The organism is Acidithiobacillus ferriphilus (assembly GCF_028215975.1).
GTDB lineage: Bacteria > Pseudomonadota > Gammaproteobacteria > Acidithiobacillales > Acidithiobacillaceae > Acidithiobacillus > Acidithiobacillus ferriphilus.
Genome location: NZ_CP116458.1, coordinates 769715 through 789871 on the forward strand (window position 1 = coordinate 769715; position 20157 = coordinate 789871).

22 protein-coding genes and 2 tRNA genes are annotated in these 20157 nt (G+C 53.1%); 14 read left to right on the forward strand and 10 right to left on the reverse strand.

All coding sequences use genetic code 11. The features are described from left to right. Positions 1–62 precede the first annotated feature (62 nt). The 8 genes from PJU76_RS03770 (at position 63) to PJU76_RS03805 (ending at position 7191) form a co-directional block, all read left to right on the forward strand. Positions 63–749, forward strand: coding sequence for a hypothetical protein (locus tag PJU76_RS03770; protein WP_271780542.1), 687 nt, complete (start codon positions 63–65; stop codon positions 747–749). A 276-nt stretch (positions 750–1025) separates the two neighbouring features. Beyond that, positions 1026–1706, forward strand: coding sequence for an MBL fold metallo-hydrolase (locus PJU76_RS03775; RefSeq protein WP_215849488.1), 681 nt, complete (start codon positions 1026–1028; stop codon positions 1704–1706). A gap of 94 nt (positions 1707–1800) precedes the next feature. After that, positions 1801–2733, forward strand: coding sequence for a ubiquinol oxidase subunit II (locus PJU76_RS03780; protein WP_408629767.1), 933 nt, complete (start codon positions 1801–1803; stop codon positions 2731–2733). A gap of 1 nt (position 2734) precedes the next feature. Then, positions 2735–4882 carry a cbb3-type cytochrome c oxidase subunit I gene (locus PJU76_RS03785; RefSeq protein WP_271780544.1) on the forward strand — a complete coding sequence of 716 codons (2148 nt, stop codon included), beginning with the start codon at positions 2735–2737 and terminating at the stop codon, positions 4880–4882. Positions 4883–4956: 74 nt separating this feature from the next. Further along, positions 4957–5595: a cytochrome c oxidase subunit 3 gene (locus PJU76_RS03790; protein WP_271780545.1), complete on the forward strand. Its 639-nt coding sequence runs from the start codon at positions 4957–4959 to the stop codon at positions 5593–5595. Beyond that, positions 5592–5978, forward strand: a complete 387-nt coding sequence (locus tag PJU76_RS03795) for a cytochrome O ubiquinol oxidase (protein WP_271780546.1) — start codon at positions 5592–5594, stop codon at positions 5976–5978. The genes PJU76_RS03790 and PJU76_RS03795 overlap by 4 nt, the downstream gene beginning before the upstream one ends. 92 nt (positions 5979–6070) lie before the next feature. Continuing rightward, complete coding sequence (locus PJU76_RS03800) at positions 6071–6256, forward strand: hypothetical protein (protein WP_271780547.1); 186 nt, start codon at positions 6071–6073, stop codon at positions 6254–6256. A gap of 350 nt (positions 6257–6606) precedes the next feature. Then, the gene (locus PJU76_RS03805; protein WP_271780548.1) at positions 6607–7191 is read left to right on the forward strand and encodes a thioredoxin fold domain-containing protein; all 585 of its coding nucleotides are present in this window, start codon (positions 6607–6609) and stop codon (positions 7189–7191) included. A gap of 16 nt (positions 7192–7207) precedes the next feature. Here the strand turns inward: PJU76_RS03805 and PJU76_RS03810 are convergent, their stop codons facing one another. Beyond that, entirely contained in the window at positions 7208–8215 is a 1008-nt protein-coding gene (locus PJU76_RS03810; RefSeq protein ID WP_271780549.1) for a hypothetical protein, read from the reverse strand. 381 nt (positions 8216–8596) lie between these two features. Between PJU76_RS03810 and PJU76_RS03815 the strand changes: the two genes are divergently transcribed. Beyond that, complete coding sequence (locus PJU76_RS03815) at positions 8597–8722, forward strand: hypothetical protein (protein ID WP_271780550.1); 126 nt, start codon at positions 8597–8599, stop codon at positions 8720–8722. A 401-nt stretch (positions 8723–9123) separates the two neighbouring features. On the opposite strand, the gene PJU76_RS03820 is transcribed toward PJU76_RS03815, so the two are convergent. From PJU76_RS03820 to orn, 9 genes are all read right to left on the reverse strand, one after another. Continuing rightward, on the reverse strand, positions 9124–9930 hold the full coding sequence (locus PJU76_RS03820; protein WP_271780551.1) for a hypothetical protein: 807 nt from the start codon (positions 9928–9930) through the stop codon (positions 9124–9126). Positions 9931–10133: 203 nt separating this feature from the next. After that, a tRNA-Pro gene (locus PJU76_RS03825) sits at positions 10134–10210 on the reverse strand. Positions 10211–10244: 34 nt separating this feature from the next. Next, positions 10245–10601, reverse strand: a complete 357-nt coding sequence (locus tag PJU76_RS03830; protein ID WP_064220175.1) for a YtxH domain-containing protein — start codon at positions 10599–10601, stop codon at positions 10245–10247. Positions 10602–10616: 15 nt separating this feature from the next. Beyond that, on the reverse strand, positions 10617–12248 hold the full coding sequence (locus tag PJU76_RS03835) for an alpha-D-glucose phosphate-specific phosphoglucomutase (protein WP_271780552.1): 1632 nt from the start codon (positions 12246–12248) through the stop codon (positions 10617–10619). Positions 12249–12256: 8 nt separating this feature from the next. After that, positions 12257–12526, reverse strand: coding sequence for a hypothetical protein (locus tag PJU76_RS03840; RefSeq protein WP_215850207.1), 270 nt, complete (start codon positions 12524–12526; stop codon positions 12257–12259). Between the two features lie 43 nt (positions 12527–12569). Further along, on the reverse strand, positions 12570–13460 hold the full coding sequence (locus tag PJU76_RS03845) for a diiron oxygenase (protein WP_215850206.1): 891 nt from the start codon (positions 13458–13460) through the stop codon (positions 12570–12572). 21 nt (positions 13461–13481) lie between these two features. Then, positions 13482–14444 (reverse strand): NAD-dependent epimerase/dehydratase family protein, encoded by a 963-nt coding sequence (locus PJU76_RS03850; RefSeq protein ID WP_271780553.1) that lies wholly within the window; start codon positions 14442–14444, stop codon positions 13482–13484. After that, on the reverse strand, positions 14444–15529 hold the full coding sequence (locus PJU76_RS03855) for an LLM class flavin-dependent oxidoreductase (protein ID WP_271780554.1): 1086 nt from the start codon (positions 15527–15529) through the stop codon (positions 14444–14446). Before PJU76_RS03855 ends, PJU76_RS03850 begins: the two co-directional genes overlap by 1 nt. A gap of 180 nt (positions 15530–15709) precedes the next feature. After that, entirely contained in the window at positions 15710–16282 is a 573-nt protein-coding gene (gene orn, locus PJU76_RS03860; protein WP_271780555.1) for an oligoribonuclease, read from the reverse strand. Between the two features lie 269 nt (positions 16283–16551). Here orn and PJU76_RS03865 point away from each other — a divergent pair, with 269 nt between their 5' ends. From PJU76_RS03865 to PJU76_RS03885, 5 genes are all read left to right on the forward strand, one after another. Next, on the forward strand, positions 16552–17235 hold the full coding sequence (locus PJU76_RS03865; protein ID WP_271780556.1) for a response regulator: 684 nt from the start codon (positions 16552–16554) through the stop codon (positions 17233–17235). After that, entirely contained in the window at positions 17232–18527 is a 1296-nt protein-coding gene (locus PJU76_RS03870; RefSeq protein WP_271780557.1) for a sensor histidine kinase, read from the forward strand. The genes PJU76_RS03865 and PJU76_RS03870 overlap by 4 nt, the downstream gene beginning before the upstream one ends. Positions 18528–18724: 197 nt before the next feature. After that, entirely contained in the window at positions 18725–19261 is a 537-nt protein-coding gene (locus PJU76_RS03875) for a Slp family lipoprotein (protein WP_271780558.1), read from the forward strand. Between the two features lie 65 nt (positions 19262–19326). After that, a tRNA-Leu gene (locus tag PJU76_RS03880) sits at positions 19327–19413 on the forward strand. Between the two features lie 69 nt (positions 19414–19482). After that, positions 19483–20004, forward strand: coding sequence for a DUF3568 family protein (locus PJU76_RS03885; protein WP_215850200.1), 522 nt, complete (start codon positions 19483–19485; stop codon positions 20002–20004). Positions 20005–20157 lie beyond the last annotated feature (153 nt).

Sequence of the window (20157 nt, forward strand, 5' to 3'; positions counted from 1 at the left end):
AGTGGCCATGTTCTAAATGATAGGTTGGAACGTTGTTTTATGATTTGAGGAAGGAGTGTTTTATGCGTTGGATGCGATGGTCTGTGCTTACTGCGGGTGGTGTGTTGGTGTTGACAGCGTGTGCAACGACTACGACCAATGGCATGGTGCCACAGCCGCAAGGTGCCGCGAGTAGCCACCAGACACTTGCCGTTGCCCCACAGCCATCCGCTCCTGCCGCCCGATCGCCGTTGGGACGCAGAACGCCCGTTGTCTTGCCGCAAGTGGCACCTTCAGTGGTCTCACCGTCGGTTACTTACTCGTCTACTGTCGCACCATCGACGCCTCTCGCCGCTATGCCGTCCATTCCCTCCACATCTACTGTCCCAGCCGTGCCCTCTGTGGCGCAGACGCCGGGCGGCGCCAAGGCCTCCTTTTCTGATGAATGGCAGACGGATATGACCAAAGCGCGCCAGGATAGCGCCCGCTGTGCGGCGACGTCATCTGCGCTACAGACGGCATGTTGGCAAGGTGTCTCCAACTGGGCGCGGAAGCGAGCGGCGTACTATCAAGCTCTGAGCACTCAGACAACGGGCGCTCAGGCTCAACAGATGCAATCTGCCGCGAAATTTTTTGGAGTGACTGGCGAATGGGCCAGCGCTTGCGGCGCCCTGACTTCACGGCAATGCGCGGAATCGCCACTGATCGGCAAGATGCAGCAATGGAAGGCGTCTGTCGGGATTCCCGGAGCAACGACACCCAAATCCTAGAGTGGGAGGCTGTTGTGTCCACAGAAAATGAGTTCCCATTAAATATTTATGCGCCTGCCATAAATGGCGGGCGCTGATTCGAGGCACTGCCACAAGTGGCAGTGCTCAACTTTGAGAATGTCATTTATCGGCTAATCAGAATTATAAATATATTAATTTAATCAAATTGTTATTTAATAAAAATTAATATATAATATAATTATAATATATTAATTTAATTATGGATCGATCATTGCACAGCTTGCGTGTTGACAACACAAGCAGGTGTGATTATCTATGTTATTTAGGCAGTGTGCCGCTAAGAAGAAATTGCTTTCGTATGTTCTGGGGGATCCCATCACCAGGCAGGGAGTGATTATTGACCCCACGGCAGACCTCATCACACAGGCACTGTCATTTTTGGCAGAGCGAAAAATTGCGTTGCAATATGTTCTGCTAACTCACTTTCCCGACCCCACTCTCGAGGATGCGTTGAACCAGCTTAGGTCCTTCGGTCCGCGAGTGGCTGCGCACGAATCGACGGAATACAAAGGTGTCGATGTGCGTTTGCGGGATAACGACATTGTACATTTCGGTGAGGAGACAATCCGAGTTATTCATACGCCAGGGCAAATGCCCTGTGCGATTACCTATTGGTGGGCCGATCGCCTGTTTACCGGTGAAACACTCCTTGCGACAAGGCTTGGCACCTGTGGGCCAGGAGGCAATATTGCCCAGCAATGGCGCAGCATCCGTGAGAAGTTGCTCAGATTTCCCGATGAGTACTTGATTTTTCCTGGTCGTGAATCCCGCAAGCGCCGCGTAGCTTGTGTTGCGGAATTCCGTTTGGCTTTTAGTAAGCAATCTGGTGTCACTGCTCCGGCAGTCCACGAGTACAGTGCACAGGCTCAGTTTGATCATACAGGTCAGTCAGATAAAACAAATAACAGTAGTAGCAGCGAGATGGTGGGAGCGTAGGGAGGCCGGTGGCGAAGGCCCGGATATATTGCACAGTATGTTATTGGAGGTTCAAGTGTTTATAAAGAATAAACGCTACAGAAGGGGGGCACAAATGGTGCTACCACCAGCATTGCTCACGTTGGGGGGCTGTTCTAATAACGGCCTATATCTGTTGAAGCCGGAAGGTTTGATATCGCATACCTTCTATCACTACTTCATTCTTGATGTCGTAATTATGTTGTTGATTATTGTCCCCACAACGTTACTAACCATATGGGCTATGTGGAGATATAGAAAAGGTGGTAAAGGAAGTTATGATCCAACGTGGAGCCACTCAAATGCCATAGAGGCCATTGTATGGGGTATTCCTTTAGTGACGGTCGGTGTCTTGTCCTACCTGTCAGTAAAGGCCATCTATGATGTCAACCCTTACAACCCAGGTGTTATTGCCAAAGCGCAGAAGGCGGATGGCGGAGATCCCGTGGAAGTTGACGTGATCGCGACAGATTGGCGCTGGTTGTTCATTTATCCACAACAACATATTGCCTCGGTAAACCAGTTAGTGGTTCCGGTAGGGACCCCTGTCAAATTCCGCCTGACGTCCACTTCCGTCGTGAATGATTTCCTTATCCCCCAGTTGGTTGGCATGATCGATGTCATGCCAGGTATGCGTACCAAGCAGGCATTGGTGGCGGACAAGGCAGGTACCTACATAGGTTTTTCTGCCGATTACAGCGGTGCAGGACTGTCATGGATGCACTTCCAAACGAAGGCGGTAAGCGCGGCCCAATTTGCGCAATGGGTGAAAAGTACTCAGCAATCGCCCCAGCATCTCAGCTACGCGGGTTTTAATCGCTTTGCAAAACCTTACATAGCCGTGGGTGGTGATCAGCAAACCTTCGGTAACGTGCAACCCGGTTTGTTTGATTATGTGATTGGCGAAGTCATGCACGGCAAAGTATGGCGGACACCCATGGCCATGACCGAAAACATGGTCAATTACATGCAAAAACAGCGCGCCGAACAAAAAGCAGGAGATTATTGACATGCTAGTACATTTACAAGGGCCGTGGACTCCTCTGCTGGGTCGCCTCACGCTTCAGCAGATACCTTTTCACGTTCCGATTCTCGTGGTGACTTTTATAGTAGTGGCCATCCTGGCTGCTATGGTGCTGGCGGCAACGACGTATTTTGGTAAATGGGGATATCTCTGGCGAGAATGGTTGACAACGGTCGATCACAAAAAAATCGGTGTCATGTATATTTTACTGGGGCTGGTCATGTTGTTGCGAGGCTTCGCTGATGCCTTGATGATTCGCACTCAACAGGCAATGGCCGTGGGTCCCGGTTCACCGGGTGAAATGGGCGCGGTGCATGGATATCTTACGCCATTCCACCTGGGGCAGATTTTCACGGCCCATGGATTAATCATGGTGGTGTTCGCGGCTACCCCCTTGTTGGTGGGGCTCATGAACATCATCGTGCCGCTACAGATTGGCGCCAGAGACATGGCTTACCCATACCTGAATGCCTTGGGGTTATGGTTAACAACGGCGGGCGCCGCGTTGGTCATGATGTCCCTGTTCGTAGGCAACTTTGCCCATGGTGGATGGTATGGGTTTGTGCCCTATTTTGAACTGCCATACAGCCCTGGGGTGGGCGTAGATTACTGGATGTGGACCTTCCAATTGAGCGCCATCGGCACTTCATTGGGCAGTATCAACCTGATTGCTACCATCGTAAAAATGCGTGCTCCGGGCATGACCTGGATGCGTATGCCCATGTTCACGTGGGCGTCCCTCAGCACCAACCTCATCGCGCTCACATCCTTTCCGGTGTTGATGGTCGCGTTGGCTTTGCTCGGATTGGATCGCTACGTGGGCACCCATTTCTATACCGCTGGCATGGGTGGGAACCTGATGCTTTATAATGACCTGTTTTGGGTTTGGGGGCATCCCGAAGTATATTTCCTGATTCTTCCAGCTTTCGGCATCATGTCGGAAATAATTCCCACGTTCTCCGAAAAGACCTTGTTTGGATACGTGACTATGGTGATTGCCTCATTCGCCATCGGCGGGGTGTCCTGGGGTGTCTGGCTGCATCACTTCTTTACTATGGCTGCAGCACCGAGTGTCAATAGTTTTTATAGTGTAACGACCATGTTGGTGGGTATCCCTACTGGTGTCAAAGTATTCAACTGGGTCTTCACGATGTATCGTGGGCGTGTTCGTTATGAGCTACCCATGTTATGGGCATTGCTTGCGCTATTCCTCCTGCTGGTTGGTGGTATGACGGGTATGATGAACGCGTTCGCCAGCAACGATTACATGTGGCACAACGGTTTATTTGTGGTCGCGCACTTTCATATGATGGTCTTGGTGATTGCGGCGAGTATTTTTGGCGCCGTTGAGTATTGGTTCCCCAAAGTGTTTGGCTTCAAACTCGAACAGAAATGGGGTAAATGGTTCTTCTGGTTTATGATCCTTGGAACCGGCTGGTCATTTGTTCCCATGTTTTTTCTCGGCTTTGCTGGTATGACCCGCCGCCTGGACTATATTCCCTATACGCAATGGTCACCATATCTTCATATCATGCTGGTTGGCATGGTGTTCTACGTGGTTGCCGTACTGTTCTTCGTAGCCCACCTGTATGTCAGTCTTCGGGACCGCGTAAAAAATCGCGTGGGTGCCGATGCCTGGGGCACTGGCCGGAGCTTGGAATGGATGACGCATTCTCCCGTTCCAGCTTATAACTATGCCTTTATCCCACACGTTAATGCATTGGATGAGTGGGCATGGCGCAAGGAAAACGGATTGACGGAACTGCATCCAGGTGATTATGAGGGTATTCATATGCCAAAGAATACAGGTGTTCCGCTATTCCTCGGCACGCTCTTCATGAGCCTGGGTTTCGCCCTCATCTGGCGGATCTGGTGGCTGGCGTTGTTGTGTGTCGCACTCATTGTGGCGCTCATCATCATTCGGTCTTTTGATCGTGATACCGATATGACGATCCCTGCACACACGGTGGAGCAGGTAGAAAGTGGTGCTCGCGACGAAACGTCCGTAGCTATGCCGATTGCCGGGGTACGGGGAGGCACGGTGATTGCCCACTCCATTCTTCAGTCTGGAACGAGTGGCATCAGCGGTAGCACAACCTCCACAAGTCCTTCGTTGGCCCCAATGGATCGTTAACGGGCTTATCCCGACCCTTAATTAATTGGGTAGGGAAGCCCGCTTTCGAGCATATCTGAAAAAGGAGTTATTCAATGAGTGCATCTGCAGCACAAAAAGTCGATCCGGCCCACGCCACACTCTGGGCGCGACACTATGCCGGCCATGACATGATCGGTACCCGGACCTTTGGATTCTGGCTCTATATGTTGACTGACGCCATGGTCTATGCGGCATTGTTCGCAACACTGGGTGTGTTGAGCCATGTGGTTAATCTGGCGGGGGGGCCATCGTCCTCTGCATTTATTAACCCAGTCTATGCGTATGGGCAAACCGTTACCTTGTTTCTCAGCGTATTGATTTATGGATATTCTATGGTTGCGCTAAAAAATGGAAATCGCGGCGGGGTGATTGGCGGCATGTTTGTCGCCATGCTGCTGGGCGTGGTTTATTTGGTGATTTCAGGCATAGACATTGGCAACATGTTTGCGCATGGAATATTTCCACAGGTGAGTGGATTTTTATCTATATTTTTTACAATTATAATCTATCACGCGCTGCATATTATCGTTGGTGTGGTATGGATGTTGGTCATGATGGTCCAGGTCGCGCGGGAGGGTTTTAGTGTCAACGTGGTTTATCGTCTGATTAATCTTCGACTGTTCTGGCATTTTCAGGCAGTTATTTGGGTGTTTGTATTCGCCTTTGTGTATTTGCAGGGGATAGTGGCATGACAGAACATATGCAAGATCCGTTAAATCATCCGGAGGTGCAGTTGGCTAATGGCCGCGCATATCTGGCGAGTTTTATTATTTCCATGTTGCTGATGACGGTAGGTCTTTGGTTGGCCGTGACGCACATCACGACACCTTTAGGGACGGTCCTGATGATATCTTTCCTTGCTGGTGTGGCGGTAATTATTCAGGGCTACTTTATTTTGCATATGGATATATCCCATGCGCAGATGTGGCATACCGTGGCGATGGTGCTTTTTCTGCCGTTATTTGTCGTTACCATCGGATTGACCGCGTGGATGTTCCATGGGTTGTATCAACGTACCATGATTATGCCTCCGGCAGCGTCCAGTATGGCCCATATGTCTCCCATGTCCCATTAGTTGGCCAGCAAAGTATGCGGCGATGGTGGCTATGACAGAAAAACAGCCGTTTTAGCAGATGTCGTAAAATCCCCAATGTGATAGAAGGGGAGATGACGCCGATAGTACAGGTGATTGGCTGGTTGATCACCTGTCTCTTTCATCAACGGCAAGGGGCGCATTGCTGCTACGGCATCGTTGGTGCTGGAAGGTGGCAAATGGGGACAGCACATGACCGACGGTTGGCAGACTATCAGCGTTACAGCCACGACAAGGAGATGGCCGATGCTTTCTATTAATAAAACGTCCGCTGGTGTTGCGGCAGGGCAGTACTGTAGAGCGGGTCATATGGTTCTTTTCATAATCCCATAAAGCGCCTACAATTGGGATAGTAAGCTCAAAGGATGCAGCGTAAACGTGTGGAATATGAACAGGAAGATGATGGTCACTGGGTAGCCAAGGATGCCGGAAATGTCCGGCGTTGTGTGCGCTATGCAATGTCCAGAATTGGCGGACTCGGCGGCGACCACGGAGTCGGCAACATCAGGGATTCTGGTCCCGTGGGCCAAGACCGCATGAAACACAATAACGCATAAGGTTTGGTGGCGTCCGACCTGACTATGGCTCAATATGACGATGGATAGATAAAATGAAGAATATACTCTCCCCGAGGAATATGAAAAGAATAATCAAGTATGTTTTTTTGATGGGTTATTTTATTATCTGCTCGTCGCCGGCGCTAGCCTCTGACAAATGGCAAGAACTTTGGGTACGACTGAAGCATGCAACTTATATTCAAATAGGTTCAGGGAAAACGGTAATTTATGACTTTTTCGATCCTAACTGTATATATTGCGCAAAAGCATTCCAACTGGAACGTCCATTCGTCGATAAAGGCCAACTCACCGTTCGCTACGTGCCGGTAGGTTTCCTCACAGACTCCAGCTTCGGTAGGGCCGCCGCCATTCTTCAGGCACAAAGTCCACAAGAAGCCATGAAAAATAACTATATGGGGCTACTTAGAACTGGACATGCGGCGATTTCATCCGCCACCGCCACGGAAGCCACTCATTCCGCGTTACGGCAGAATGAGCGGATTTTCATAAGTACTGGTGCCACCACCTTACCAGAGTTGGTTTATAGGCTTCCTGATGGACAGGTGGAGGCCTTTCTCGGCGAACTGTCGAAGACGCAACTTGATCTTCTAACTTCGGGACACAGGCTAGACAATTAGAGGCCAGCCAAGCATCTCAGAACTGGTATGTCACGCCCGCATTCGCCATAAAATGCGCGACCTGCTGATAGCCATTGGCGTAACGATAAATCGGCAAATAAACCGAGGTATTCAGTAACCATTTGCTGCTCAGGTTGACCTGCACACCCGGGGTGATATATAGGTTTGAGTAACCACTATTCATATTACCATATGCAGCATCACCACCACCTTGGTCATGGCCTCGCCACTGGTAGTTCAACTGCAGGGTAGGAATTAAATGGGTGCTGGCCTCTATCCCGTCGTAATGCGCCCCCACGGCGAGATTCACGCTGTCCCCCGGACGATACCCCTGGTAACTATCGAGTGCGTGACGCCACAGGACTTGCGTGAACCATCCCCAGTCGGACTCATTCCCCATCTTATACCCACCAAGAAGCAAGTCGTTCGTACCTGTTCCTGGCTGGGTGTCCCGATCCATGATGGGGTCCCCTTGATAATAATTACCGGCATTGGTCGGCCCTGTAGGCAGTTTCAAACCAAAGGTTATACCGCTGGACATATCGCTTGAGAAGCCAGTGTACATACCCATTATACGGATATCCGAAAGAACCGTGGCGTTAGAGGTAAGTATCTGTGGCGAAACACCCTGGCTCGCATCGGTAAGCCCGACAGTGCCATTGCTGTCGGTGACGAAGTGCCTATTCCAGTATGGGATCATCGCCGTGATCCCCCACTGATGATTGAACATGTGCTGAATATTTAAATTAAAGAAATTTGTCTCTATTTGCTTGTCCGGGTTTAAACTCCTCGACACGATACCACTACCATGCTGGGTTTCATTCTGGTTCATATAGTCGTACTGAAGAGATATCTTGGTTTTGTAGAAGGTGCTGGGAAGACCAGGTAAACCCAGGTTGAAAACACCACAACCACAAGCGCAAGCTGACGCCATGTTTGGAATCATGGCGATGGTGATCGCGGTCACCGTAGTCGACAAAAAACGTAACGTTGCAATCTTATGTAGATTATATGGATTGGCCATACCTGTTTCCTCCTGTTTTGATACCATGTAAGCCATCTGCATATTACACGCTGCGCGGCTCGTGTTAACTGCGGCAAATTGTCGCACCGTTAATCGGCCTCGGTGGGTACGGTAACGCCTGCATTCCAGGATTTGTTATCTGGTGGTGCTGTTTATATGATCGGCAGACGGAAGGACCACAACGGCAAGGGCGCACGGCGGGAACGTCATCGCTGGTGCGGGAGGGTGGGCACCGGACGGCTTACGATCTACGCAGGACTTGCGCCAGTGGGATGCAGAAGCTTGGCGTGATGCCTGCCGTTATTCCGGACGCGGGCGACGTAATCCCCCGCAGTGGGGGGTGCCGGAAGTTCGATGGAGCAGGGCGGGTATGGGTGCATCATGGATCTGGCCTATCTGACCGCCTTGCGTAAAAGCGATATTCTTCACCTGCGTCTGAGCGATATTAAGGACAACCTGCTGGTCGTGCAGACACGCAGACCGTCAAGTCCCTCGACGGAGTTGTAGAAAAGGCTGCCTCAAAGAAGTAGCCTAAGCTGTTGATTGATTGGTCTGGGCGCTTGGGTAAAGCTTACAATTTGTCAAGCTCATCCATCATTTCGCGGCATCTCCCAATAAAATCATGAGGGTCAACCCCAACGTTTACATCCAGGTAATAGTCGGCCATCACTCTTTTTTTGTGATAATCGCTAAGGAGGATGCCTAGCCTGAGATCCGCCTTTTTTAAGCTTGCTGACACTTCTGTGTGGCTCGATCCGTGATAGATAGGTATGCCCTTCCGTGTTACTGCAGCTATGGCTTCATGGTATACGGCGTAGTAAGGCCGGCTGATCGCGCTTCTTATATTGGGTTCACCCTGAAGTTCTAAAATAGTTTGCGCTGAGGTTAAGAATTCGACCGGCCTCATTTTAGATGACTTTGCTTTCAGATAACTCTCTTATGGAGGCCATATTAAGGTGATTGCTACTTGGATTAAATCTCTCCACAGAAAAGGTTATGATCTCGGAAAAAGTTACTCCATATTTATTTAATAGCGCATCAATAATTATCAAGTCTAGCTGAAACAGGCTTAAATGAGCGTCAACCACATAGAAGATATACGAGAGACCGAGCTCATTCTTGATAAACCGAACCCCGGTTTGTGCAATATATCTCACATTAAGGCCTACAGTTTCCGCAGCAGTTGATATATAGCTTTTGAAAGTATCTTCGGAGATGTCCCGCTGCTGAAGAAAATTATAGATATTTAATGCGCCACGGTAATACTCTAAAAGATCGTCGGCTTTTTGCATTCTTGATAAACTCTGATATCTGGAGAAAAATAAATCTAATTGTCCAGTATAAAGAGCTATGCGGGCAGCATCGTCTGCTATCTCTATGTCAGAGTATTCTGATAAATTATTACAAATACCCCCAGCAGACTGGAAACTGCCTAACCTCATCAAGGATAACATGCACGTTGCTTGGGCTTTCTCGTTGTAAGGATATTGTTGCACCTTTTTAATATACCTTTGAACTTCTTCATGATCGCCGTAAAATGAACTTAGGGCGCACAACACTTCAAATTTCTCCCGCGCTTCATATGCGTTGGATGCGGGTAAGGTTTCCACTTCGTGGATGATGCTGCTCAGACTATCAAAATCCGACAAACCAAACCGCACCAACGAATTAACTCTTTTGATGAAGTCATTGATTTTTCTTTTCGGCAAGTTCATCTATCGATGCCCTCGTAAGAACCTTACACTGTGAAGCCTATTGCTTGTCTGATCAGACTACTGTGCAAGCATGAGGTGTCAACTTTCAAGCGAAATGCCTGATTTGATGCGCTACGGCCCAGCGCCAAAAAACGACAGTTGTAGAAAGAAAGCGGGTTGTAGAAAAGGCCACCTCAAAGAAATATCCTAACCTATTGATTATATGGTCGGGGCGATAGGATTCGAACCTACGACATCCTGCTCCCAAAGCAGGCGCGCTACCAAGCTGCGCTACGCCCCGTCGCCGCAGAGAATAGCCGCTTGCCCCGCCGCGGTCAATCTAAACGAGAAAGACGACGCCGCAAACGGTCCAATTCCCCGCGTGCTAGACCAATGCCGTCATTCAGGCGCTGGCGCTCTTTGTCACTGAGTTCTTTGCCTTTCTGGACCAGCTCTTCGCTATAGATGGCGATGGTGTCGAGCAGTTCCTCAACCCGTTCATTCATCCGCTCGCGAGAAGCCACGACGCGATCCCAGGCTCGGTTAGCCTGATGCCGTAATTGTTCACGGGTACGGTCGCCCGTTTGCGGTGCAAAAAGCAGGGCAGTAACCGCACCGGCTACGGCACCGGCTACCAAAGCGATACCGAGGGCGCTATACCCAATACCATTATCATTTTCATAATCTATCATGATCAAACTCCTTTATCAGGTGATGACGGTGGGGGTCTTGCGATTCGTAAGACTTTCTATCCGGGTAAGATCGCGGCCAAGTCGGATCAGGTCACGCAGGGCACGTTGCGGGTCCTGTTGCTGACGCTGCGTATCCTTCTCCAGATATTCGTGATAAATGCGCAAAGTGGCGCCTTCGGTTCCTGTACCCGACAGCCGGAATATCAGTCGGGCACCATCGGCAAAGAGCAGGCGCAGACCTTGATGGGTGCTGGTGCTGCCGTCGATAGGGTCGGTATAGGTAAAATCATCGGCCGTAATGATGCTGCGTCCTGCCAGACTTTGGCCGGGGAGTACCGGCAATTGGGCGATAATAGTCTGTATGATTTGCTCGCCAATTTCTGCCGGGAGTTCTTCGTAATCATGGCGGGTATAGTAATGACGGCCAAAGCGCCGCCAATGCTGAGTGACGATGTCGGCCACGGATTGCCCCGTATGCGCGATTACCGAGAGCCAGGCCAGCACTGCCCAGAGTCCGTCCTTTTCACGGATATGGTCCGATCCGGTGCCGAAACTCTCCTCACCACAAAAGGTGATTTTGCCTGCATCCAGCAGGTTCCCGAAGAATTTCCAGCCGGTAGGCGTTTCATAGTGGGCAATGCCCAGTGCCTCGGCAACCACGTCTGCTGCCTGGCTCGTGGGCATGGAGCGGGCGACGCCTTTTAGTCCCTGCCGGTATGCAGGGATGGCCGTGGCATGGGCCGCAAGTACCGCCAGCGAGTCACTAGGAGTCACAAAAAATTGACGTCCGAGAATCATGTTGCGATCGCCGTCGCCATCGGAAGCCGCCCCAAAGTCGGGCGCATCTTCTGCGAACAGGTGATCCGCCAGAGGCTTGGCATATACCAGATTGGGGTCGGGATGACCGCCCCCGAAATCCGTCAGCGGGACGCCGTTAACCACCGTACCGGCAGGCGCACCCAGACGCTCTTCAAAAATCTCGTGAGCGTAGGGGCCGGTGATAGCGTGCAGGGCATCAAAACGCATCCGAAATGGTCCCTGCAAGAGTCGCCTCAGCGCAGCAAAATCAAAAATGCGGGCCATCAGTTCTACATACTCCGCCACCGGGTCGCAGATTTCTACGCGCATGTCGCCCAGCAAAAATTCCCCATTCTGGTCGATATCTACATCTGCGCTGTCTAATGTCTGGTAACTTTGGATGGCCTTGCTGGCAGCCCAGATGGCGTCAGTGATTTTTTCTGACGCAGGTCCACCGTTGGCCGTGTTGTACTTGATGCCAAAATCGTGATCGGGACCACCGGCATTATGGGAAGCGCTAAGGATAATGCCGCCGTGGGCATGCCGCGCGCGGATGACGGTCGAGACGGCGGGTGTGGAGAAGAGCCCCCCCCGTCCAACAATGACTTTGCCCCAGCCATTCGCCGCCGCCATCCGGAGGATGGTCTGTATGGCTTCACGGTTATAAAAACGTCCGTCGCCGCCAAGAACTAGAGTTTGTCCGGCGCGATCGGGAATAGCGCTGAAAACGGATTGAACGAAATTTTCGAGATAATGCGGTTGCTGAAAAACTTTGACCTTTTTACGTAGCCCGGATGTGCCAGGGCGTTGATCGGCGAAAGGCCGGGTCGCAATCTGCAATACCGCCATGGTACACCTCAGTGGTCGAGTGGAACGTCAATAATAGTGGTTTCCCGACTGGCATCGGTACGAATCCAGACCGTATACCCGCTTACCTGCCAGGTACTGACAACCACCCCGCCGTCGCGAATGGCCTTTTCACTGGCTTCAATGAGGTCTTCTTCCATAGCCTCATCCCACTCGCCCAGGACGTGGTGACGGAGCAATTCCTGCGGATCAATTTCTCCGGATTCGAAGATGGCCTGCGCGTCGGGGGATGCGAGGATGGTTCCAGGATGAAATCGCATTTTATTCTCCTATGGACTTCAGATTATAGCAGGAAATAGCTGTTCACAAGGCAAAGCCTTGCGTGTGCAAAAAATCGCGACTGGGCGCTGCACACTGGTTCATCAGGTGAATACGGTGCGGGTTGTGGCGCACGCGGCGTGCCCAGATCCGCGGATTGCTCAACCCGGCCGCTGCATAGACCTGTTCGCCTGGAAAGAAACTGGTCCGCAAAAACTGGCGAAACACCTCGCGCAGAACGGGGCTGATGAAACGTTTTTTTGCGCGCCCCATGGCCTGACTGCGCATCTGAATGGTGGTACGGGCGAAAGCCATGTGACGCGCTTCTTCGCGCATGTGGATGTGGGTGATGGCCAGTACCGCCGCAGGCAGTTCCTTGTGTGCGAAGATCAGCCGATTCATGCGGTCCGGTACATCCTCACCGACCAGAATAGTTGTCCAGAAAGCTGCGGAGCCTTCGGGCGCATAACGGGCGAAAAGACGGGCCAAGGGTGGGCGCTCGCTCAAAGGGGTCATAAATGGGAGTTGCGCACGTTGCTGTAATTCCAGAAACATGAGGCTGTGCCCCACTTCTTCCCGCAGTTCATGAAGCTGATAATGGTAGCTGACCGGATCGCGGTACAGCTCTTGTAGCGAGTTGGCGCCCAGGCGTTGGATGAACAAGGCTTCCAGCCATAGGCCCAGTTCGCAGAAAGAGACAAATTCGACCTGGGAAAGACGGATGCGTTCGTCCTGACTCAGTTGTACGTATTCAGGCAATCCATAGATCGATAGCAGTTCTTCGGGGAGCCAGGCTGTTTCTGCATCGAGGCTTTTCCACGGGACGGCCTGGACAGGGTCCCGGTAGTTACCGCTGTGCTCGTTAAGCCGATTGACCAGCGCGTCGTGATGACGCTGGACTTGGGCGCGCGCGGGGATACGTTGAGCGAAGTTCATAGGCTATTCTGCCACGGACGCTCAGCCGCTCCAAGGGTGCATTGGCTGCTGCCCACCCGCATCGCGTAACCGGGTAATAGCGCTGTACACGTTATAACGAGGGTGCCACCTCAATGTCTGTTGGGCGTGGCTGATGTCGACAATCAGCGGATTTTCCAGGACCCGTAGCCAGCCGGGATCGCCGAGGCCGGTACTAAAAGGGCGTAACCAGTTATGTACACGGTGCATTTGGGTGGGGGAGAGCGGAAGCTGCCAGCGGCGAGGAATGCTTGACCAGGGGATGGGATCGGGTGCTGCGATATTGAATACCCCGCCCCAGCCATAGTCCAGTGCCGCCAGCAGGGCGGCAACTGTATCCTCTTCGTGAAGGCATTGAATGGGCAGGTCCGGATCACGCAGTCGCAGTCCGTAAGGGCTTGTCGCAATACCGTTTACCAATGCCTGCCCACGAGGACCGATAATAGCGTGCAAACGTAGGCGCGCGATGGCGGTTTGACTCTGCGTGATCGTGAATACATCCAGCCACTGTTCCAGCGCAGCCTTGTCCTCACTATAGGCAAAACCTGGTACCGGACGACACGGCTGGCTTTCGCGGATGGGGATGGGATTGTCTGGCCAGGCGCCATAAGCCGCCACACTGCTGGAGTAGATGACTTGCGGCACGCCGGCTTCCGCGGCCGCACGAAATAGATGCTGGCTGCCATCGAGGTTAATCCGGCGCATTTCCTCGCGCCATCGTCGTTGCGGCCCGCGGCGCGGACTGAGCACCATAAAGGCGAGATGAATGACGCGGTCCACGTGCGCCAGATGCTCGACAAGCCGTAAATCGCGTATATCCAAAGGCAGGTATTGCAGGTGTGGATGCTGTATGGCGGGTGCCCGGCGATCCAGGGCGATGACCCGGTGGATGTCCGGGTGGGCGAGCAGAGCGGGTAACAGCGCCGCTGCCGTATGCCCTGCCGCACCTGTGACCAGCACTTGCATTATCGGGGGTGGGTACCGCGCAGAACGGGTAACACCTCGTCGGCGAGCAGGTGCAGCGAGCGTTGAGTTACGGCGCTGGGGACCATCCCGGCACCGACGGCCAGAATCAGCCGATCCACGCCCGCCCGGGCGTAACGGGCCAGTTTCTGACGACAGGTGTCGGGATCGCCGACCACGACCATACCCATGGTCTCTAGCAGACGCAGACTGAGGCCACGGCGCAACAGTGGTTCGAGAAAGCCGAGACGGTGATAGTATTCATAGCTTTCCTTGAGTTGTGCGAGGACCGGCCGAGTCTGATCCAACAGCCGCTGGTAATACCAGGTGAAGCCCTCGGCCCAGTGCCGTGCTTCCGCCGCATCCTCCAGACATAGGCAGCCAATGGTCATGGCAAAACCCGCATTCTGGCCCTTTTGCAAAGGACCGTCTCCATGGTGTCGTCGCCAGCTCTTTTTATAGGCACGCAGATCTTGTTTGATGAGGAACCAGGGTTTAAATGGTCCGGAGAGCACGCCAATGCCTTCCTGCGCTGCCCATTGGATAGTCGTCGGGCTCACGGCTGCCGTCCACAATGGTGGATGAGGTTGTTGGAGGGGTTTGGGAAGAATATCCAGTTCATCGAAATTATAGAGCTTTCCATGATGGCCGAAGGGTCCACCGCCTGCCTGGCGAAGAATTTGTAAGCCTTCCTGCATATGACGTCGACTGTCCGCCATTTGGCTGCCAAAAAGTTGATATTCCTTGGGAGAAAAGCCACGCCCTATGCCCAGTTCCAGGCGGCCATGGCTGAGGATGTCCAAGGCGGCGACGTGTTCCGCAACACGCACGACATGATTGTATGGCAGAACAACGACGGCATGGCCGAGACGCAGATTCCTGCTGCGCTGGCTGGCTGCGGCGAGGAAGCTTTCCGGGCTGCTGGAGTGAGAATACTCGCGCATGAAATGGTGTTCCACGAGCCAGATGCCGTGAAAACCCAAGGTGTCGGCGAGGCTAATCTCATCCAGCGTTTCATGATAAACCTGGGCCTCGCTGCGACCGAGATGGACAGGCACGGCGAGTTCGTAGAAGAGATCGATATCCACCGCGTTGGAGCCTCCATGACCAGCACTGCACCCACCCCGCCCCAAATATATGAACGGCTACAAATTGCCATCTTAACATCGGAGCAGATGCATCTGCATCTAGGCCAACGAAGGGATGGGCCGCATTTTGTGTAATTGTAATGCCGGTGAAATAGCCAGCGGCCGGACTGATTCCGAGATCTATTCAGCCTCGGAGTCTGGTAATGATGATGTCGGCGTGAAAAGCCGCTCGCGATAATAAGCGAGCTCACTAACGGATTCGCGGATGTCGGCTAGCGCTTCGTGGCGCTCGGTTTTGGGGAATTTGGGCAGATGCGGATACCAGCGCGTGGCAAGTTCCTTGATGGTGCTGACATCCATCATCCGGTAGTGAAAAAAACGTTCCAGCCGCGGCATCAGGCGGGCTAAAAAGCGGCGATCCTGACATACGCTGTTGCCGCAGATCGGTGAGGTACCTGCTGTGACATGTTGGTGCAGGAAGTCCAGCGTTTGTGTTTCCACTGCGGCCGTATCCAGGCGACTATCGCGGACTCGTTGCAGGAGACCGGAAGCACCATGGGTACGCTGGTTCCAGTCATCCATAGCCGTGAGTGCGAATTCCGGTTGATGCACGGCCAATACCGGGCCTTCGCAGAGAATCCGCAGGTTGTTGTCCGTGACCAGTGTGGCGATTTCCAGAATCTGATCCTGTTCTGGTCGCAGGCCTGTCATCTCCAGGTCGATCCAGACGAGACGGTGTGCTTTGGGGTCCATACGGTATCCTTGTTGAGCGAATCTGGGCTAGTATACCATCGCTTTAAAGACACAAAAAAAGACGGACCAGAAGTCCGTCCAATAGCCGCAAAACAACCGCTACAAAACTTTGTGTTGCAATCGCCCGCCCTTAAAGTTTATGTCGACCGATTGTCTGACCCTTTCGCTCCACTCCACCTTTTGGTTTGGGTACCGTTGCTGCCGATGGTGGTATAGTAACTCCGACATATTTCGAGAATATTTCCGGAAAAGGGTTTTGCGAGGCTGAGATGGCGGTCGTTTTGATAGTGGATGATGATCAGCGGCTTGCAGCCATGCTGCAGGAGTTTCTCGAAGCTCAGGGCTTCGCGGTGCTATTGGCGGCTAATGGACAGCAGATGCGTCAACAAATGGCGGCGGGTCCGGTGGATGTGATGGTGCTCGACTGGATGTTACCGGGACCGGATGGCATCAGTCTCGCCAAAGAGTTGCGCGGTAAGGATGGCGGGCCTCCTATTCTTATGCTCTCGGCCCGTGGCGAAGACGAAGAACGTATCCTTGGGCTGGAAAGCGGCGTTGATGATTACCTGGCAAAACCCTTCAATGCGCGGGAGCTGGTGGCGCGTTTGCGGGCCTTGTTACGCCGCAGCGGGAAAGATGAGGGTGGCGAAAAACTCCACTTTGGTGATTTCCGTTTGCATATGGTCGAGCGGCAACTCTACCGTGGTGATATGGAGATTGACGTAAATCCGGCGGAAATGGAGTTGTTGCTGGTCTTCGCGCAGCGCCCGCGACGTATACTGAGTCGCGATCTTCTGCTGCAGTTGTTGGGCGGAGAAGAGGACGGGCGCTTTGACCGGAGTATAGATGTGCGGGTGACCCGTCTGCGCAAAATTATTGAAGAGAATCCCCGGCAACCACGCTTTTTGCAGACAGAGCGTGGCGCTGGATATCGGTTCATGCCTGTCCCATGAGCCTGTGGCGCGGACGCAGCCTGTTTTCGCAAACGGCCTGGACCTTGGGGCTGGGCATTGTTGTTCTACAGATTCTGACCTTGCTGATCATCGTGGCTACGGTGCTATATCCGCTGGCCGAGCGCTCGGCGGAGGATCTGGCAGGTTTGATTGTGATCAGTGCGAAAACCTATGCCGAATTGTCTCCGCAAGAGCGCCCCACTTTTTTAGCCAGTCTGCAGTCCGACAATGGGATAGAAATTGCCGCGCATCTGGATCGTTCTATAAAGCACACCCATGGGCATATATATGGCTGGTTGCTGAGTCGCGCGCTGGCCAGGCGCTTAGGAAAACCCGTGCGTGTGGATGTGTTGGGCGGAAGCGTGCGTACGTTTTGGGTGCCGGTTACTGTTTCCGGACAAACGGCTTGGGTACATTTTGACCGAGGACGGTTGGCATCGTCTCTTCCTATCGCCATGATTTTTGTGCTGGCTTTTTCAACTCTCGCGCTGTTGGTGCTGACGATGATTCTGGTACGCCGGGTATTACGGCCTCTCGGCGTGATTTCAGAGGCATTGCGCGGATCGTTAAAGGCACCTCTGCCGAGTCTGCCGCGCGGCGGTGCTTATGAGTTTCAGGATATCCTCAATATTTTCGCTAACCTGCGAACCCGTTTACAGGCGATGATTAATCATCAGTCGTTGTTGCTGGCCGGAATCTCCCACGATCTGCGTTCACCGCTGGCGCGCCTGCGTATGGCCTGGGAACTGTTGCCGAAGACCACGCCGCAACGTCTTCGGGATGGTATGTTGCAGGATATGGAGCGGATGGATGAGTTGCTGGCCCAATCCCTTGCGCTGGGTCGTGGTATGGCGGCGAAGGTGGCGGATTTTGATCTGGTGGTATTGCTGACCGAAGTGGGCGCGGATTTCGCGCGGGAGGGCGGCCACTGGGAGGCGGTATTACCGCGTCGTTATCCCTTCCGGGGAGACCGGGAGGCTTTGCGCCGTCTGCTGTCCAATCTTTTAGATAATGCTTTGCGTTACGGCGGCGGGAGGATGACGGCAGAGTTTAAGAAAATGCCGGGGCATCTCCTGTTACGTCTGTGCGATGCCGGTCCGGGAATCCCGGAGGCGGATCTGGAGAAAGTTTTTGAACCATTCATTCGTCTGGATGATGCGCGTGGGCATAGTGAGGGTAGTGGTCTTGGTCTGGCTATTGCCCGTCAATTGGCAGAAGCGCAGGGGATGCGTCTGCGCCTTTTTAATGTCACCGGTGGCGGGCTTTGTGCGGAATTGTCTTGGACAGTGTGAACGGACACCGGCTGGGGTTGCCGAAAAAGTTGCCACTGGTGACCGTGCGGGAGATCGTTTGTCGGCATGTGCCGTCTGGTGAAACTTTTGTGACGCTTGATATGGTCCTGCAGGCACTTGGTTTGACGCAGTAATGTGCTCAGGAAATGGTCCACACTGTGGTTTGTCTGTGAATGATGGCGATGCAGGAGATTGCAATGAACACATTGAAGGCATTGATGGGTGTGATTGCAGCGATAGTTTTGGGGGGGTGCGCAACGGTTACACCGGTGAGTGGGCAGTTTCCGCCCATTACACCGCGTCAGGCGCAGACGGGGGCGGAAAACGGAAAGCTGGTGCGCTGGGGTGGAATACTGATTCAGGCGCAGCCGAAGGCTCAGGAGACCTGCTTTACGGTAATGGCGCTGCCACTACGTCAGGATGGACGGCCTTATCTGGGTCGGAAAAAGTCCGATGAAGGGCGATTTATCGCCTGTGCCCCAGGGTTCTACGACCCGGCGCTTTACGCGGTGGGAAGGGAACTTACCTTTGTGGGGACGGTGGCGGGGGTGCAGATGGAAAAGATTGGAGGGTATGAGTATCCTTACCCGCAACTGCGGGCCGGTACCGTGTATTTGTGGCCGTTGGAAGTACGTGAGCCCGCCACGAGTACGGTCTTTATTAACGGGGGCTGGGGTGGCGGTCCTTGGGGACCTTGGGGTTGGTGGGGAGGCCCAGGCTGGGGATGGCATTAATCTTTGATTGCCTGCCCGGTCTTGCTTAGGGCAGACAGACCCTTTAATATATACGCTGGTATTTTGCCGGGATGGCGGAACTGGTAGACGCGCCGGACTCAAAATCCGGTGGTGGTGACATCGTGTCGGTTCGAGTCCGACTCTCGGTACCAAAAAGCTGAAGAAGCCCGGTTTTGCCGGGTTTTTTTGTAACCGTTTTTTCACGGAGCTAGGGGGTTGGCATGGCGATGCAGCGGCGGTTGGCGTGGTTGGCGGTGGCAGCAGGCGTGGTGGCAACGCTACCGCTTGGCGGGTGTGTGGCGCTCCTTGCAGCCGGAGCTGGCGGCGGGGCGGTGGCTTACGCGGAGAACGGCGGGGTCGCCAATTTCTACGCGTTCTACCCGGCTTCGGTGAGTCGGGTCAGTGCGGCGTCCCGGGCGGCATTCGGAGAAATGGACATTCGCTATAACGGTGAAATCCACAAGAGTCCTTCTAAGCTTTTGCTTGAAGGTACCACCCAAGATGGACAGACGGCCAAGGTGACGCTAACCTCCATGGCGACGGATGTTACCAAGGCCAATATCCGCATTGGGACTTTGGGTGACAAGCCGCTGTCTTTGCAGTTTCAAAAACTGCTTTCGCAGCGGCTGGGATTGGCTGCCAGCGCGGAAGCCCCGGCGGGGACGGGGTTGCCGCCGCCTTCGGCCAGCAGCCAGCCAACGGCGCCACAGCAGCCTGAACAGCAAACAATTCCATTACAGTAATCCACTTCTTTATTCCATGACTGGATTTGGGTTGCGTGCTGTTGGAGGCAGTGTCCTAACGCTTTAATATAGCTGATCTGCGTAACAAGAAAAATGACATTGATATAAAAACGTCATAAAAGGTTCATAAAACTGTCACATTGATTTGCTATG